General features: G+C 74.1%; 13 protein-coding genes and 1 pseudogene. 10 read left to right on the top strand and 4 right to left on the bottom strand.

Annotated elements, in window-relative coordinates; genetic code table 11:
* Positions 1-42 precede the first annotated feature (42 nt).
* Together ACQEVB_RS18575 and ACQEVB_RS18570 are read left to right on the top strand one after the other, a co-directional pair.
* Positions 43-846 carry an IclR family transcriptional regulator gene (locus ACQEVB_RS18575; protein WP_432972765.1) on the top strand — a complete coding sequence of 268 codons (804 nt, stop codon included), beginning with the start codon at positions 43-45 and terminating at the stop codon, positions 844-846.
* A 26-nt stretch (positions 847-872) separates the two neighbouring features.
* Complete coding sequence (locus ACQEVB_RS18570) at positions 873-1700, top strand: NAD-dependent epimerase/dehydratase family protein (protein WP_432972762.1); 828 nt, start codon at positions 873-875, stop codon at positions 1698-1700.
* On the opposite strand, the gene ACQEVB_RS18565 is transcribed toward ACQEVB_RS18570, so the two are convergent.
* From ACQEVB_RS18565 to ACQEVB_RS18555, 3 genes are read right to left on the bottom strand one after another with little or no spacing between them, the layout of a single operon-like run.
* On the bottom strand, positions 1624-2949 hold the full coding sequence (locus ACQEVB_RS18565; protein ID WP_432972759.1) for a hypothetical protein: 1326 nt from the start codon (positions 2947-2949) through the stop codon (positions 1624-1626). The two genes, ACQEVB_RS18570 and ACQEVB_RS18565, sit on opposite strands and share 77 nt — an antisense overlap.
* 50 nt (positions 2950-2999) lie before the next feature.
* Positions 3000-3701: a GAF and ANTAR domain-containing protein gene (locus ACQEVB_RS18560; RefSeq protein WP_432972756.1), complete on the bottom strand. Its 702-nt coding sequence runs from the start codon at positions 3699-3701 to the stop codon at positions 3000-3002.
* A gap of 22 nt (positions 3702-3723) precedes the next feature.
* Positions 3724-4539, bottom strand: coding sequence for a GAF domain-containing protein (locus ACQEVB_RS18555; protein WP_432972753.1), 816 nt, complete (start codon positions 4537-4539; stop codon positions 3724-3726).
* Between the two features lie 126 nt (positions 4540-4665).
* On the opposite strand from ACQEVB_RS18555, the gene ACQEVB_RS18550 reads away from it, so the two are divergent.
* The 6 genes from ACQEVB_RS18550 to ACQEVB_RS18525 all read left to right on the top strand — a co-directional run bounded on the left by ACQEVB_RS18550 (position 4666) and on the right by ACQEVB_RS18525 (position 12489).
* On the top strand, positions 4666-5349 hold the full coding sequence (locus ACQEVB_RS18550; protein ID WP_432972750.1) for a TetR/AcrR family transcriptional regulator: 684 nt from the start codon (positions 4666-4668) through the stop codon (positions 5347-5349).
* Positions 5350-5436: 87 nt separating this feature from the next.
* Positions 5437-7632, top strand: a complete 2196-nt coding sequence (locus tag ACQEVB_RS18545) for a glycoside hydrolase family 3 C-terminal domain-containing protein (protein WP_432972747.1) — start codon at positions 5437-5439, stop codon at positions 7630-7632.
* Between the two features lie 192 nt (positions 7633-7824).
* Complete coding sequence (locus tag ACQEVB_RS18540) at positions 7825-8292, top strand: peptidoglycan-binding domain-containing protein (RefSeq protein ID WP_432972744.1); 468 nt, start codon at positions 7825-7827, stop codon at positions 8290-8292.
* Positions 8293-8309: 17 nt separating this feature from the next.
* Positions 8310-9524 (top strand): sensor histidine kinase, encoded by a 1215-nt coding sequence (locus tag ACQEVB_RS18535; RefSeq protein WP_432972741.1) that lies wholly within the window; start codon positions 8310-8312, stop codon positions 9522-9524.
* Positions 9525-9696: 172 nt separating this feature from the next.
* Complete coding sequence (locus tag ACQEVB_RS18530) at positions 9697-11817, top strand: FUSC family protein (protein WP_432972738.1); 2121 nt, start codon at positions 9697-9699, stop codon at positions 11815-11817.
* Positions 11818-11949: 132 nt separating this feature from the next.
* On the top strand, positions 11950-12489 hold the full coding sequence (locus tag ACQEVB_RS18525; protein WP_432972735.1) for a DUF6069 family protein: 540 nt from the start codon (positions 11950-11952) through the stop codon (positions 12487-12489).
* A gap of 15 nt (positions 12490-12504) precedes the next feature.
* Here the strand turns inward: ACQEVB_RS18525 and ACQEVB_RS18520 are convergent, their stop codons facing one another.
* Positions 12505-14367 carry an MFS transporter gene (locus ACQEVB_RS18520; RefSeq protein WP_432972732.1) on the bottom strand — a complete coding sequence of 621 codons (1863 nt, stop codon included), beginning with the start codon at positions 14365-14367 and terminating at the stop codon, positions 12505-12507.
* A gap of 83 nt (positions 14368-14450) precedes the next feature.
* Between ACQEVB_RS18520 and ACQEVB_RS18515 the strand changes: the two genes are divergently transcribed.
* Together ACQEVB_RS18515 and ACQEVB_RS18510 are read left to right on the top strand one after the other, a co-directional pair.
* Positions 14451-15035 carry a CGNR zinc finger domain-containing protein gene (locus ACQEVB_RS18515; RefSeq protein ID WP_432972729.1) on the top strand — a complete coding sequence of 195 codons (585 nt, stop codon included), beginning with the start codon at positions 14451-14453 and terminating at the stop codon, positions 15033-15035.
* A gap of 54 nt (positions 15036-15089) precedes the next feature.
* Positions 15090-15419: pseudogene (locus tag ACQEVB_RS18510) on the top strand (class I SAM-dependent methyltransferase); the annotation flags it as partial.
* Between the last annotated feature and the right edge of the window lie 4 nt (positions 15420-15423).

Here is a 15423-nt window from a genome sequence, read left to right as displayed (position 1 = left end):
TTGTGCCGGTCACACGTCAACCGCGCATCGGAGGAGTTCCACGTGCCCCGGGAAGCACAGCTCCGCCAGTACGGCGCCGGCAGCACCGAGGCCGGCGTGAAGTCGGCGCGACGCGCGATCGAGCTCATCGAGACGTTCGCCGGCGGCGAGGTCTGGCTGACGCTCGCCGACCTGCACACCCGCACCGGCCTGCCGCGGTCCAGCCTGCACGGGCTGCTGCGCACGCTGCTGGAGGCGGGCTGGCTGGAGGCCGACGCCGCCACCGCGAGCTACCGCCTCGGCGTCAACGCGCTGATCTGCGGCACCGCCTACATCGACCGCGACCCGGTGGTGCCGCTCGCCACCGAGACGCTCGAGGAGATCCGCGACCGCACCGGGTTCACCGCGCACTTCGCCCGCCGCAACGGCTCCGAGGTGGTGTACCTGGAGACGCGCGAGTCGCGGCGCTCCACGCACCTCGTCTCGCGGGTCGGACGCACCCTGCCCACGCACGCCACGGCGCTCGGCAAGGCGCTGCTGGCCGAGCTCACCCGCGACGAGGTCGACGCGCTGCTGCCGCCCACGTTGCCGGCGCTGACCCCGTCCACCATCACCGACCGCGACGCCCTGCACGCCGAGTGCGCGATCACCCGCGACCGCGGCTACGGCGCCGAGGTCGAGGAAGGCACACTGGGCGTGCGCTGCGTCGCCGCCGTCATCCCGTACCGCATCCCGGCCACCGACGCGATCAGCTGCTCGATGCCGGTGGAGCAGGTGACCGACGCCGAGGCCGAGGAGGTCGGCGAGCTCCTCGTGCGGGCCACCGCCGAGCTCGGGATGCGGCTGCGCCGAGCAGGCATCCGCTGACCAGCCCGATCACTGAACGGAGTCCCATGGCAGACCAGCGCGTCCTCATCACCGGCTCGGCCGGCATCGTCGGCACGTTGATGCGGCCCCGGTTGCGACGGGCCGGACGGGTGCTGCGCCTGCTCGACGTCGTCCCGCAGCCCGAGCCGGAGCCCGGCGAGGCGGTCGAGCTGATCACCGGGTCGGTCACCGACCCGGAGGTGATGGCGCAGGCGTGCGCCGGCGTCGACGCCGTGATCCACCTCGGCGGGCTCAGCCGCGAGAGCTCGTGGGAGGAGTCGCTCCGGGTCAACGTCGACGGCACGCACACCCTCCTGGAGGCCGCGCGTGCCGCCGGGGTGACGCGCATCGTGCTGGCGTCGAGCAGCCACGCCGTCGGGTTCCGGCGCGTCGCCGACGCCGGCGAGGACGGGTTCCCCGCCGACAGCTCGCCCCGCCCCGACACCTACTACGGCGTCAGCAAGGCCGCGATCGAGGCGCTCGGCAGCCTCTACCACTCCCGGTTCGGCATGGACGTGATCGTGATCCGGATCGGCACCCTCTTCGAGTCACCGCAGGCGCTCGGCAAGCGCGGCCTCGTCACCTGGCTCTCCCCCGACGACGGCGCGCGGCTGTTCGAGGCGTGCCTCGCCTGCCCCTCCCCCGGCTACCGGATCATCTGGGGGGTCTCCGACAACACCCGGCGCATGTACTCGATCGCGGAGGCCGAGGCCATCGGCTACAAGTCCCTGGACAACGCCGAGGACCACCTCGCCGAGTTCGAGGGGCTGCCCGACGTCACCGGCCCCGCTGCCGAGTACCTCGGCGGCCCGTTCTGCACCGTGCCGCTGGGGGTGTACAACCCGATCTCCTGACGGGGCTCGGGTCAGCCGTCGCTCCCGGCTCGACGGCGGAGGACGAGGGCGGCGCCGCCTCCGACGGCGATTCGAGCCCCGGGCAGGCCTGCGTGACCGGTCGCCGGAACTCCTGGAACGTCGCCCACAGGAGCGACGCGCACGCGACCGCCATGAGCGCGGCGAGGACGCGGAACTCGGCCGTGGGCGCGAACTCGGCCGACCTCGGGCCGCTCGGCGGCAGGAGCACGTGGAGGTAGGCCAGGGACGAGGCCACCTGGACGAGGACCGGCACGTACCAGAGGCGCGGTCGGTGGAACGCGGCGACCACGGTGAGCACCTCGGCCACGTAGAAGTAGCGCTCGTGCATCGACGGCAGCAGGAACGGGACCAGAAGTGCCGTCGCCGCTGCCATGAGCACGACCCGCGGCACGGTGAGCCGTTCCCGGCTCAGCCCCACGGCGAGGCACAGCCCCAGCACGACGACACCGGCCACCCCGACCCCGAGGGGCCGGATCACCGCGGCATCGGCGTCCGCCGGCAGGAACTGGTAGATCGAGGGTGCGTTGAGGGTGAGGGCGGTGTACTCGGCCGTCTGGTGCACGTACACCGACAGCAGCTCTCCGAGGGGCGCACCGACCGCCAGCGCCGGCACGGCCGCGAGCGCGACGGTCGCGGGGACGGCCAGCAGCGTCCGCCACGGCATCCACTTCTTCAGCACCAGCGCCAGCAGCAGCGGGAACAGGAAGACCGCCTGCAGCTTGAAGGCCAGCGACAGGCCGAAGAACGCACCGGCGAGCCACGGCCGTCTGCGCAGGACGAAGTACACGCCACCGACGCCGAACGCGGCGTAGATCGCGTCGGCCTGTCCCCACATACCGCTGTTGACCGCCACCGTCGGCAGGAAGAGCACGACCACGGCGGCCAGCGACGGCAGCCGGCTGCCGCCGTGGCGCAGCGCGACGATGCGGTGCACGAAGTACGCCAGCACCAGGTCGAAGGCCACCGAAATGATCTTGACCCCGACGAGCGCCGGCACCGGTAGGTACGTCAGCAGCGCGAGCAGGTAGAGGTACGGCACGTTGTAGTCGGAGAACCGGTGCGCCAGCGCCGCGAACCCGCCGTGCGTGGCGATGAAGTCGTACCAGGGTTTGATGAAGTGCTGGTAGTCCCCGGACTCGAAGCCGAGGACGACGATCCGGACGGCCACGGCGGCCAGTACCGCCACGGCCATCGGGCCCGCCTGCCGAACTCTGCGCTGCCATGGCACGCCGCGACCGTAGATCGCGAACCTGGGAGCCGGCTGGGAACGGCCAGTGATCAGGTCAGGTCGCCGTGGCGCAGCACGTCGCGGGCGATGTCACCGATCTTGCGCCGGTCGTGGCGCGCCTTGCTGCGCAGGAGGTTGAAGGCGGTCACCGCCTGGGTGTCGCGCCGGGCCATCAGGAAGCCGACCGCCCGCTCGATGACGACGCGGTTGTCCAGCGCGTACTGGAGCTGGTCGGCCAGCTCCCCGGCCCGCCGGGCCTCCAGTGCCGTCTGCAGGGTCGACGCGACGACGGTCGCGTAGCGGGCCAGGGCGGCCTCCTCCGTGGCGTCCCAGCGGTGCGGCCGGTCCCGGTACACGTCGAGGGAGCCGACGGGGACACCGCCCAGCCGCACCGGGACACCGAGGACGGCCCGCACACCGTTGCTCGCAACGGTGTCACGGCTGGCCGGCCATCGCTCGTCGCCCGCGATGTCGTCGGTCGTGGTCATCTCGTCGTTGACGAAGGTGTCCACGCACGGGCCCTCACCGGTCTCGGTCTGCACCTCCTCCAGCACGTGCCCCGGCCCGTCGCTCGCGACGGCGTACTGCAGGACGTTCTGCTCGTCGGCGATCATCAGACCGCTGCCGGTGACCTGGAAGAGCTCGACGCAGGCCGTGACGACGAGGTCCAGGCTCTTCAGGAGCTCTCCCTCGCCGAGCCCCTCCAGTCGGCGCAGGCTGGCCGCGAGGCCGGCCGGATCGATGGATGCCACGGGACCTCCCAGGTCGCCGGCTTCAGGCCGAGGCGGAACCGGCACCGTGGACGGCGAGCACCGAGCCGATGACGGCAGCGCAGGCCAGGATCGCCCGCCGCTGCACGCCGGTCCAACCCTCGGTGCCGGTCCGCATGACGGTGAATGCTCCCAAGACGCGCCCTCCGACGCACACCGGAGCCGAGACGACGCCGCGGACGGACGTGCCGCCCGGTGCGCCCGCGCAGACCCTCAGCCCTGCGTAGCGGATGTCGAGGTCGAGGTCGACGACCTCGACCACCGCACCGGTCCGCACCACGTCGTGGGCGGGACCGAACCCCTCCACCTGCTGCGCCTCCTGCAGCAGTTCGCTGATCGGGTCGCTCGCCCCGATCGGTCGCAACCGGTCGTGCTCGTCGAGCAGCATCAACCCCACGCCGTCGACCCGCAGGATCTCGGGGGCGGCGGCCAACAGCTCCTCCACACTGCGCACCGCCGTCAGCCGGGGCAGCTGCGGCGCAGTAGCGGCGGCCACCGCGTCCGGCACGGAAGGCTCGAGGACGAGCGGACAGCCGATCATCCGATTGACCCAGTGGAGCACGGCGTGGCCAACGACGACCCGGACCGGTATGTCGTCCGGCTGCATCGATCCGATGACGTCCGAGAGCACGTACATCCCGCGGAGGGCGACGAATACCCCGGAGCAGTCGATCACGACGGCCTGGTCCCGGTGCCGCCGCAGCAGCAGCCCCAGATCCGCCCGCGCCGCGGCCTCGGTCGCGAGATCCAGGTCCTGCACCGCCTCCAGCACGACGACCCCGCCACATCCGGCGGTGCTGGAAACCTCGAACACCCTCATCGCACCCACCCGCTCCTCGAGGACCGGGCACGGTCGGCCGCGGTCCGCCGAGATCGCAGGGGCAGGGCGATCCTTGGTCAGCGACCCACCCTACCAGGGGACAGGTGGGTCCACCTGCCGTCCGACGTGACGCGCTCGGCCCCCGGGAACCGCCGCAACGACGGCGTCGGCGGCGCGTCGGGCACGATGGCCGGTGACCGTCAGCAGGAGGAGTGGAGCGTGTCGCCTCAGGCCCGCAGCACCGTCGACCAAGGCCGCGCCACGCGCAAGGCGATCCTGCAGGCCGCCGTCGAGCTCTTCGGCGAGCACGGCTACCGGGGATGCTCCCTCGCCCAGATCGCAGCGCGCGCGGGAATCGGGCAGTCCGGGGTGCTGCACCACTTCGGCAGCAAGGAGCGCCTCCTCGTCGACGTCCTGCAGGAGCTGTACCCGGCGGATCGACAGCGGCCCGAGGCCGACGCGGTGGCCGGCGGCGAGCTGAGCTTCCCCGACCTGCTCGACGCGACGGCGCGCCGCAACAGCGAGAACCCCGCGGTGGTCCGGTTCTTCTCGGTGCTCAGCGCGGAGAGCCTCACCGCGGGGCATCCCGCGCAGCAGTTCTTCGTCGAGCGGTACGACACCATCCGGGAGCTGTTCGCCGAAGCCGTTACCGGCGACGTCCCGGATGCGCGGACGAAGCTGCTCGTCGGCGTCGCCTTCGCCGCGATGGACGGGCTGCAGACGCAGTGGCTGCGCAACCCTGCCGAGGTCGATCTCGTGGGGAGCATGCGGGTGATCACCGACCTCCTGCGCGCCGAGCTGGGGCGCTGAGCACGCGCCGGTCCGTCCTTGCCCCGGAACGAGGCGCGACCTAACGTACCGACCGTTCAGTCAGTCGGTTGATGGGCGGGGTGCGGGATGACGGTCGAGGACGCGGCGCGGTTCACCGCCGGCGCCACCTACTGGACGACCCACCCGATCCCCGGGCACGGCCCGATCCGCTTCGCCGACGGGCCGCACGGCCTGCGGGTGCAGGACGACGACCCCGACCACCTCGGACTCGGTCGCAGCGAGCCGTCGACGTGCTTCCCGCCGGCGGTGACGCTGGCGTCGTCGTGGGATCCCGAGCTGATCCGCCGCGTCGGCTCGGCACTCGCGACCGAGGCGCGCGCCAAGGGCGTGCACGTCGTGCTCGGCCCCGGCATGAACCTCAAGCGGACCCCGCTGTGCGGGCGCAACTTCGAGTACCTCTCGGAGGATCCGCTGCTGTCGGGCCTGCTCGCGGCGGCGATGGTCGAGGGCATCCAGTCGGTGGGCGTCGGCGCGTGCGTGAAGCACTTCGCGGCCAACAACCAGGAGACCGAGCGCCTGCGGATCAGCGCCGACATCGACGAGCGCCCGCTGCACGAGATCTACCTGCGCGGCTTCGAGCTCGCGATCCGGCAGGCGCGGCCGTGGGCGGTGATGACGGCCTACAACCGCATCAACGGCGTCCCCGCGTCGGAGAACCCCTGGCTGCTCACCGACGTGCTGCGCGACCAGTGGGGCTTCGACGGCGTCGTCGTGTCCGACTGGGGCGCCGTCCGCGACCCCGCCGCCGCCGTGCGCGCGGGGCTGGACGTGCGGATGCCCGGGCCCGACACCGGCCGGAACGACGGCCGCGACCTCGAGCCGAGCGTGCTCGACCGGGTGCTGGAGCGGCTCACCCTGCTGGCGCAGCGGACGAACGGGGCGGCTGCCGCGGCACCCGACCTGGACGAGCACCACGCGTTGACCCGACGCGCCGCCGCGGAGTCCGCCGTGCTGCTGACCAACGACGGCCTCCTCCCCCTGTCCCCGAGCAGCCGGATCGCGTTCGTCGGGGAGATGGCGCGCACCCCGCGCTACCAGGGGGCGGGCAGCTCCCGCGTCAACCCGACCCGGGTCGTCTGCGCGCTCGACGCCGCCACGGGGCGGATCGCCGACCTGCGCTTCGCACCCGGGTACCGCCTGGACGGGACCGCGGACGGCGCCCTGCTCGCCGACGCCGTCGAGGCCGCGAGCGAGGCGGACGTCGTCGTGCTGTTCCTCGGCCTGCCCGACAGCGCCGAGGCGGAAGGGCGCGACCGCAGCGACATCGACCTCCCGGACGACCAGGTCGCCCTCCTGCGCGCGGTCGCCCGGGCGAACCCGCGCACGGTGGTCGCGCTCAGCAACGGGTCCGTCGTGACGACCGCGCCGTGGCGCGCGAGCGCGGCGGCGATCGTGGAGTTCTGGCTGACCGGGCAGGCACACGGGGAGAGCGTCGTCGACGTCCTGCTCGGCGACGTGACGCCGTCGGGCAAGCTGGCCGAGACGGTTCCCCTGCGACTCGCCGACACCCCGGCCTACCTGGACTTCCCCGGCGAACGCTGCCACGTCCGCTACGGCGAGGGCATCCACGTCGGATATCGCCACTACGACGCCCGCCGCCTCGACGTCGACTTCCCGTTCGGGCACGGACTGTCCTACACCGAGTTCGCCTACACCGACCTCGACGTCGACGTGCACGACCTGGCCGACCCGGTCGCCGTGACGCTGACGCTGACCCTCACCAACACCGGCGACCGGCCGGGCGCGGAGGTCGTGCAGGTCTACGTGGGCGACCGCAGCGGCCTGGTCCGCACCCCGGTGCAGGAGCTGCGCGCGTTCACCAAGGTCCGGCTGGCACCCGGCGAACGCCGACGGGTCCGCGTACCCGTCCGCCGCGACCACCTGCAGCACTACGTCCCCGACCTCGGCTGGGTGTTCCCGGGCGGGCCGATCGACGTCCACGTCGGGTCGTCCTCGCGCGACATCCGCCTGCGGACCGCGGTCACGGTGCCCGGCGAGCCCGTCGTGCCACCGCTGACCCTGTGGTCGACGCTCGCGGACTGGTCCGACCACCCGGACGTGGGCCTCGCGCTCTGGAAGCTCGTCCAGGACCGCGGCGGCATGCCCGGCCGCGTCGGCGACCTCCTGGGCGACGAGACCGGCCGGCACAGCGTGCTCGCCTGGCCACTCGTCGCCCTGCTGCAGTTCCCCGGCGTCCCGCTCACCGAGGCCGACGCGATCGACCTGCTCAGCGCCGCCGAGACCGCACGATCCGCGCCCTGATCGGCTGCGCACCCGGCCGCTGTGCGTGCCGTGCGCTCCTACGACCACCGGAATCGTCGGCGCGTCCACCGATCGGTGGACCCCACGTTCACCCGCAGCACCGGCCGGCCGCCCGACGGTGCGGACGGCCCGGAAGCGGGACCTTGGTGGCACCGGAGAAACCCCCCGGAACCCACCAAGGAGACGATCCCGATGACCACCACGACCACCACCCCGGCCCCCACCTCCACCCCCGCGAACAACGGCTCCCGCGGCCGTGGCGTCGCCCTCGCCGTCGCCGGTGTGCTCGCCGGCGCGGCCGTCGCCACCGGGCTGGTCTACGGCCTCGGCGCCGGGACGGCGGCGCCCACCACCCCGACCAGCAGCGTCGTGATCGACGGCGGCGGCGCGTCCGGCAGCAGCACCCACCACCACGTCACCCCGGTGAACCCCGTCAAGCCGGTCAAGCCGTCCGCCGCGATCGAGACGCTGCAGCGCGAGCTCGGCCAGCTCAACTACTACGAGGGCCCGGTCACCGGGATCATGAACGCCCAGACCACGCAGGCCATCACCTACCTGCAGCGCGACGCCCACCTGCCCCAGACCGGGACGATGAACGCCGCGACCCAGGCCGCGCTGGCCAACTTCCTCGCGCACGGCAACAACCAGATGGGCTCGTGAGCGGGCACGATGCGCACATGCCCGGTACACAGCCGGATCCACAGCTGGACGCCACGGTGGCCGAACACGCCCGCCGTGGCGTCCGGCTGCAGATGGTGCTGCGGGCGGTGCTGCTGGTGTTCCTCGCCGCCACCGTCCTCGCCGTGCCGCCCGGTCGGGGGCTGCTGGCGTGCGAGCTGGTCGTCGCGGCGTACGCGATCTGGATGGTCGCGTTCGCCGTGTGGTTGCGCGGCGGCGGCCCCACCGTCGTGCGGTTCGCCTGGCTCGCGCTGTTCGTCGACCTCGTCGTCCTGACGGCACTGACGCTGCTCACCGGCCTGCTCACGCCGGACAGCTGGACCGCGGACGTGCTCGCTGCCGGGTTCGGGCTGGTGCCGGTGATCGCCGCCACCGACCTGCGGCCCCGGGTGTGCGCGGCCGTGGTGGTGCCGACGGTGCTGCTCTCGTTCGCCGTCGCCGTCATCACGCAGGAGGCCAACGCCGAGCCGTGGTCGTCGCTGCTGCTGCGGACGCTGCTGCTGGCCGGGGTCGGGCTCGGCTGCGTCGGCCTGTCGCGCATCCAGCGCTCCCGCGTCACGACGATCGCCGGCCTGCTCGGCGACCGGGCGCGGCTCGTGGCCGAGCTCGCCGACCTGGAACGCCGCGAGCGCCGCGAGCTGGCCGAGAACCTCCACGACGGCGCCCTGCAGTACGTCCTCGCCGCCCGCCAGGACATCGAGGACGCCCGCGACACCGGCGACGCGGCCGCGTTCGACCGGCTCGACGAGGCGCTGACCACGTCGTCGGCGCTGCTGCGCACGACGGTCTCCCAGCTGCACCCCGCGGTGCTGGAACGGGCCGGGCTCCCGGCCGCCCTGCGTGACCTCGCCGCCACCACCGGAGCCCGGGCCGGCTTCACCGCGACCGTCGACGTGCGGGAGTGGCCCGAGCGCACCCCCGCCGACGCGCTGCTCTACCGCACCGCCCGGGAGCTGCTCGGCAACGTCGCGAAGCACGCGCACGCCGGTACCGTCGGCGTGGTGCTCGACGGCGGGGGCGACCACCTGCGCCTCACCGTCACCGACGACGGCGACGGCATCACCGAGGGCGCCGCGGCGCGCAGCCTCGCCGACGGCCACATCGGGCTCGCCTCGCACGCGCTGCGGATCGAGGCCGCGGGCGGTGCGCTCACCGTCGTTCCGGGCCCGACCGGCGGCACGGTGGCCACCGTGGAGCTGCCCCGTCCCACGTGACGCGGCGGGCTCCGGCCGGACAGCAGTGCGTCGATCAAGGGCAAAGTGTTGTTGTTCGATCTTGGTCGACGACGTTCTGCCCTTGATCACCGAAACCTCGGGCCCGCGCACCCTGACCGACCCTCCACCTGGCCTCTGGGCACGAGGTCGGTGCGCCGCTACCGTGCCGACGGTGAGCGCGGCGGCGATCCCGGCCCGTCGGCGGCTCGCTGCCCTGCGCCGCCCGGCCCGCGTCACGCTCGTCGCGTGCCTGGTCTTCTACATCGGCCGGTACCTCCTCGACGCCCCGACGCTCGCGGTGTACGCCCTGTTCACCGCGATCGCGCTGGGCGCGCTCTCGGACGTGTCGGGCCCGCCCACGTCCCGCACCCGCACCTTCCTGGGCGCCGTCCTGGTTGGGCTGCCGCTGGTCACCATCGGCACGCTGGCCGCGGCGAGCACGGTCGCGGCGGTCGTGGGGATGCTCGTCGTGGGGTTCGTGCTGGCGTATGCGGGGGTGACCGGTCCGCGGGTGCAGTCGGTCGCCCCGGGCCTCCAGCTGTTCTACGTGCTGCCGTGCTTCCCGCCCTACGCACCCGACACGCTGGACGAGCGGTTGGCCGGGCTCGTGATCGGCGGGCTGCTGCTCGCGCTGGCCGATCGGGTGCTGTGGCCCGATCCGGCGCCCCGGTCGACCGTTTCGCGGCTCGCGGACGCGGCGGAGCTGGTCGCCGCGTTCGCGGCGGAGCTCGCCGACCGGCTCGGGCACGGTCCGGTGCCCACCGACCTGCCGGGCCGGGCGGAGGCGACGGCTGCCGCGACGGCGCTGCGGATGCGCGCGATCCCTGCGGCCGAGCGCCCGATCGGCCCGGGTGCGCGCGACCGCTCGCTGCTCGCCGCCGCGGCCGCCACCCGCATCGCGACGGCCCGGCTCGCCGTGCTCGCCGACCTGCTGTCGGATCCGGACGAACCCCCGCACCCGCACACCGCTGCACTCGTCTCCGGTGCGGGGACCGCGTTCGGCCAGGTCGCCGCAGCGCTGCGAGCGGGCGGAGCACCACCCGGAACGGGGTGCGTCGACACGGTGCTCGACGCCTACGTGGACGAGCACGCCCACCGCCTCGACGGTGCCGGACCGGTCATCGGCCTGCGGCCCGGGCTCGCCGCGGTCACCGTCGCCGAGGAGGCGAGGCTGGCACTGGTCGCCGCCGGCGGGATCGTCGGCGCGCCGCCGCCCGCGGATCCACCGCCGCCGCTGTGGTTCCTGCGGGAGCGACCGGCCGCGCTGTGGTGGCACCGGCTGCGCACCCACGTCACGCCGCACTCGGTGCACCTGCAGAACGCGGTCCGGCTGGCGCTGGGGCTGGCCGCGGCCCGCGCGGTCGCCGGGGTGCTGGACCTCTCCCACGGCTTCTGGGTGCTGCTGGCCACGCTGAGCCTGATGCGCACGTCGTCGGTGGCCGGGCGGGCGGTGCTGCCGCAGGCCCTGGCCGGCACGCTGGCCGGCGCGGTGGTTGCCGGCGCGGCGCTGACCCTCGTCGGGGACGCCACCGACGTCTACGCATGGGCGCTGCCGCCGGTGATGGTGCTCGCGTTCGCGGCCGGACCGGTGCTGGGGCTGTGGGCGGGGCAGGCCGGGTTCACCGTCGTCGTGTCGCTGCTCTTCGCCCAGCTCGCGCCGTCGACGTGGGAGCTCGCCGGCACGCGGCTGCTCGACGTCCTCGTCGGCGGCGTCGTGGGCGCCGTCGTCGGTGCCGCGGTCTGGCCGCGCGGCGGCAGCGGTGAGATCCGCCGGGCCGCCGCGGCCGCGCTGCGGGCGGGCGCCGACGTCGTCGATGCGACGGCGGCGCGGCTGACCGGCGGCGGCACGCGGACGGGTCCCGACCTCGCGCGGGCGAACGCCCTGTTCGAGCAGACCTACATCCAGTACCGCAGCGAGCCGCACCCGTACGGCCCGGAGCCGGACTGGCTGGCCGTCCTCGCGGTGGCGCAGCGCATCGACACCGTCGCGACCGTGCTGCGTGCCCGCCACCCCGACACGGATGCGCTGCCGTGGCCGGACGCAGCGCACCGCATCGGGGCCGCCGCGGCCCGGCTCGCCATCGCCTACCGGGCGGCGGCCGACGCGATCGGCGCCGGCCGGCCCCTGCCTGCGGGCGCCGGCGCAGCGATCTGCGCCGAGCTGGCGGGCCGTCCTGCCGACGGGGTCGCCCCGGACCGGGAGTCGGCCCTGCGCGTGCTCGACGCCTGGGCGTGGCTGCTCGGGCTCGCCGACGACCTGTCGCTGCTGGAACGGGTCGAGCGCAGCGGATGACGCGTGCGTCCCCCGATCGGTGGACCCCGCGCTCACCTCGCGAACGGCCCGGCCGGCCGACGGTGCGAAGCCGCTGGTGGGAGCACCCTTCTCCTATCGGAAACACCGCCGATCAGCCATCAGGAGGACGCCATGAGCACCGCCACCGCCGCCCGGTACACCCGCACCGACGAGCCCACCGAGGTCATGCACCCCGTGTACGACCGCCCGCGCCGCGACGGCCGCTTCGAGATCGACAACGTGGTCCGCGAGGTTCCCGAGGTCCGCGACCTCGACGCCGCCAAGCTGTGGACGGGTGGCATGGCGACGGCCGTCGTGGCCGCTTTGATCGGGCTGGTCGGCTCGCTGGTGCTGCGGGCCGCGATGCAGCAGGGGCTGCACCTGCCCGGCGCCACCGCGTTCGGCGAGCAGTCGACCGTGCTGCTCTGCACCCTCGCGGCGACGGGCGGGCTCGCCGCGACCGGCCTGGCGCACCTGCTCGTGCTGTCGACCCCGCGGCCGCTGGCCTACCTGGGCTGGATCGTCGGGCTGGCCACCGCGGCCGCCGCCGTCCTGCCGTTCCTCACGGCTGCCGCCCTTCCGCTGGCCGCCGCGCAGGCCGTCATCACCGTGGTGATCGGGATGGCGATCGGCAGCCTGGTCACCGGGTCCGCTGCCAGCGCCCGCCGGTGAGCCAGACCGGATCCGTCATTCCAGCAGTCCGAGACGCATCGCAGCGGCCACTGCGGCCGCCCGGTCGGAGACGCCGAGCTTCTCGTAGAGCCGCTGCGTGTGCGTCTTGACGGTGCTGGCCCCGATGAACAGCTCCGCCGCGGTCTGCGGCACCGACAGCCCCCGCGCGAACGCCTGCAGCACCTGCCGCTCCCGCTCCGACAGCACGGGCGCGGCGTTCTGCGCGCGCAGCCGGATCTCCCCCGCCAACCCCGCCGCCACCTCCGGCGGGACGACGGTGCGCCCGCGGGCCACGTCGAGGACGGCCTGCACGATCTCCCCGCGCCGCGAGTCCTTCGCCAGGTACCCGGCAGCACCGGCCTCGAGCGCCTGGAACACGATCGCGCTCTCCGTGTGCGCGGAGAGCATCAGCACCCGGGTGGCCAGCCCGTCGCGGACGACGGCGTGCACGACCCCGAGCCCGTCGATGTCGGGCATCTCGTGGTCGACGAGCGCGACGTCGGGCCCGTGCTCCCGGATCGCGGCGAGCGCCTCCCGGCCGTCACCGGCCTCGGCGACTACGTCGATGCGCCCGCTCGTGACCAGCCCGCGGGTCACGCCGTCGCGGAAGAACGGGTGGTCGTCCGCCACCACGACGCGCACCTTCTCCGGGCCCATCGCGGCAGCATAGGTGCGGGGACGGGTCGGTCGCGCCCGTCCGACGACGAGCAACGTGGCGACGGCCGAGGACGCGGCGGCCGCGACGAGCGCCGCGGAGGCGGACGTCGCCGTCCCGGTCAGCGCGCCGGCCACGGCGGTGCCGGCCCCGTAGCCGGCCCACATGAACGTCGTGAGCCAGGCGAACGCCTCGGTGCGCTGCCCCGTCGAGGCGGACTGCGCGAGCAAGGTGGACTGCAGCGTCTCGCGCACCCCGGAGACGACACCGACACCGGCCACGACGAGCGAGAGGACGAGCAGCGCCGGCGCGGCCGCCGCGCCGACCAGGAGGAGCAGGCCCTCGACCACGCACACGACCACGAGGAGTCCGCGAGGTGCCGCCCGCCAGGAGCGCGACCCGTAGGCGAGGGCGCCGACCAGCGCGCCGACGGAGATGAGACCGGCGAGGACCGCCGCGTAGCCGATGTCCGCCGCCGCGTCCGCGGCCGCCACGGTGCCGATGCGCAGGCAGCCGAAGACGAACGTGTCCGCGGCCGCGACCACCAGCACGATCGCGGTCGGCCCGTGGGCGAGCGGTCCGAGCAGCCGCGCGAGGGTCGTCCGCGGCACAGGATCCGCGGGCACCGCGGAGTCGTCCCGCACGGTCCGTGTGCGGAGCAGGAGGACCAGGCCGAGCAGCACGGCGACGCCCGCCCCGGCGACGATCGCATCGGGTGGCACGACCAGCACGAGGACCGACACCACCGCGGGCCCGGCGATGAAGGCGACCTCGTTGGTCATGCCGTCGAGCGCGTACGCGGAGCTCAGGAGGCTCGCCGGCACGAGCTGCGGCATCGACGCGCGCACCACGGCCGCGACGGGCGGGTTGGACAGCCCGTGCAGCGCCGCCGCCGCGACGATCACGGGCCCCGGGACGTCGACCACCACCGCGGCGACGAGCAGCGCGAAGGTCGCCGCGTGCGCGGCCGTGAACAGCGCCAGCACCGCGCGCGTCGAGAAGCGGTCGACGAGCCGGCCGGCCGTGGGGGCGCAGACCGCGAGCGCCAGTGCGTGCCCGGTCAGCACCAGCCCCGCCGTGCCGTAGGTGTGCCCGCTCTCGATCAGCGCCAGCGGGAGCGCCAGGCTCAGCACCGGCACCCCGAGCCGGACCACGGCCGAGGCGCCGAGCAGCTGCGGCACGACCGGCGCGCGCAGGAGCCTGCGGTACGCCGAGTCGACCATGGCTCCCCCTGTTACCATCAAAAGCGGTTTTGCCTATGACAGCAGCAAGGATGGTTACCGGTCAAGTGGAAATAGCCTGTAACGTGACGCGCCTGGCGTCCGCCGTCGAGCACCTGGTGAACCTCGCGACGGCGACGCAGCGGAGCGGCCGACCCGTGACGCCACGGACCGGCACCGCACTGGTCGACGAGCTGGGCGAGCTGCTGTCCGCCCCCACCGTCGCCGCGCTGCGCGCCCAGCCCGGATCCGGGGAGGGCCTGGCGGACCTCGCGCGCGAGATCCGAGCGGTGGTGGTGGCGCCCGGCGCGCAGGAGAAGGCCGCGCTCATCAACGCCATGATCGAGCGGTACCGCGCCCTCCCGTACCTCGTGGAGGACGTCGGCCAGCCCTTCCACCTGCACTTCCACGGCTCCGGCGACACGGTCGTCGACGCGCTCGGCGGCGAGTTCGCGGCGATGCTCGCCCTCGTCGTCGACGGGTACGGCGCCGACCGCTTCGGCGGCTGCCGCGCTGCCGGGTGCGACGCGGTCTACATCGACCTCACGCGCAACGGGTCACGTCGGCACTGCAGTGCGGCCTGCACGGCGCGGGCGAAGACCGCCGCGTACCGCGACCGGAAGCGCCAGCACACCGCGTCCGCTCGAACGGACGACCACCCGCCCGGCTGACCGGCCCACCGCCATGCGACAAATCCGTTGTCGACCGCAGACGGCTCCGCTCGAATGGGCGAGGTGGCTTTCGAATCGATGTCCTTCGACCCGCGCACCAGCTTCGGTCAACGGGTGGCTGCCGGTTACGACCACGAGCCGCTGGGCGACGAAGAGGCGGCCGTGGCCCGCCTTGCCGAGCTGGCCGGCTCCGGGCCGGTGCTGGAGCTCGCCGTCGGCACGGGCCGGATCGCGCTTCCCCTCGCCGCGACCGGCCTCCGCGTCGACGGCATCGAGCTCTCCCCCGCGATGATCGAGCAGCTGCGGGCCAAACCCGGCGGCGACGCCATGACCGTGGCGTGCGGCGACATGGCCGTCGTCGAGATGCCGGACCGGTACTCGCTGGTCT

The organism is Pseudonocardia sp. CA-107938 (assembly GCF_050936315.1).
Lineage (GTDB): Bacteria > Actinomycetota > Actinomycetes > Mycobacteriales > Pseudonocardiaceae > Pseudonocardia.
Note: the sequence above shows the minus strand (reverse complement) of the source record. Positions and strands in the feature narration are given on the sequence as shown.

What these genes read in the sequence shown, in the direction of transcription:
- ACQEVB_RS18570 (WP_432972762.1), top strand. Translation starts at nt 873, where the DNA reads ATGGCAGACCAGCGCGTCCTCATCACCGGCTCGGCCGGCATCGTCGGC.
- ACQEVB_RS18555 (WP_432972753.1), bottom strand. Translation starts at nt 4,539, where the DNA reads ATGAGGGTGTTCGAGGTTTCCAGCACCGCCGGATGTGGCGGGGTCGTC.
- ACQEVB_RS18545 (WP_432972747.1), top strand. Translation starts at nt 5,437, where the DNA reads ATGACGGTCGAGGACGCGGCGCGGTTCACCGCCGGCGCCACCTACTGG.
- ACQEVB_RS18540 (WP_432972744.1), top strand. Translation starts at nt 7,825, where the DNA reads ATGACCACCACGACCACCACCCCGGCCCCCACCTCCACCCCCGCGAAC.
- ACQEVB_RS18535 (WP_432972741.1), top strand. Translation starts at nt 8,310, where the DNA reads ATGCCCGGTACACAGCCGGATCCACAGCTGGACGCCACGGTGGCCGAA.
- ACQEVB_RS18525 (WP_432972735.1), top strand. Translation starts at nt 11,950, where the DNA reads ATGAGCACCGCCACCGCCGCCCGGTACACCCGCACCGACGAGCCCACC.
- ACQEVB_RS18520 (WP_432972732.1), bottom strand. Translation starts at nt 14,367, where the DNA reads ATGGTCGACTCGGCGTACCGCAGGCTCCTGCGCGCGCCGGTCGTGCCG.